Origin of the sequence: Pseudomonas sp. HY13-MNA-CIBAN-0226, assembly GCF_040310305.1 — a bacterium.
Classification (GTDB): domain Bacteria; phylum Pseudomonadota; class Gammaproteobacteria; order Pseudomonadales; family Pseudomonadaceae; genus Aquipseudomonas; species Aquipseudomonas gregormendelii.
This window is the reverse complement of the sequence record NZ_JBEOPS010000582.1, coordinates 1-240: the sequence shown is the minus strand read 5'-3', so window position 1 is coordinate 240 and position 240 is coordinate 1. Positions and strand designations below refer to the sequence as shown.

At 63.3% G+C, this 240-nt stretch carries 1 protein-coding gene; it reads right to left on the bottom strand.

Annotation, left to right across the window (positions count from 1 at the left end; all coding sequences use genetic code 11):
• A partial coding sequence (locus tag AAEZ05_RS30005; protein WP_350650300.1) for an NUDIX domain-containing protein occupies nucleotides 1-240 on the bottom strand: 240 nt, incomplete at both ends.

The following is a 240-nucleotide window of genomic DNA, read 5'->3' as shown; positions in this document are numbered from 1 at the left end:
GTCCAGGTCGATCAGTTCGGCGCGGTAGAAGATATGCACCTGGCTGATGTGCGGCACATTGATCAGGGTGTAGATGCTCAGGTTACGCACCCGGGCGCAGGCCTCTTCCAGGGTTTCGCGCATGGCGGCCTGTTCGACGGTCTCGCCATTTTCCATAAAGCCTGCGGGCAGGGTCCAGTAACCCAGGCGTGGCTCGATGGCGCGGCGGCACAGCAGCACTTGGTCGCCCCACACCGGCAC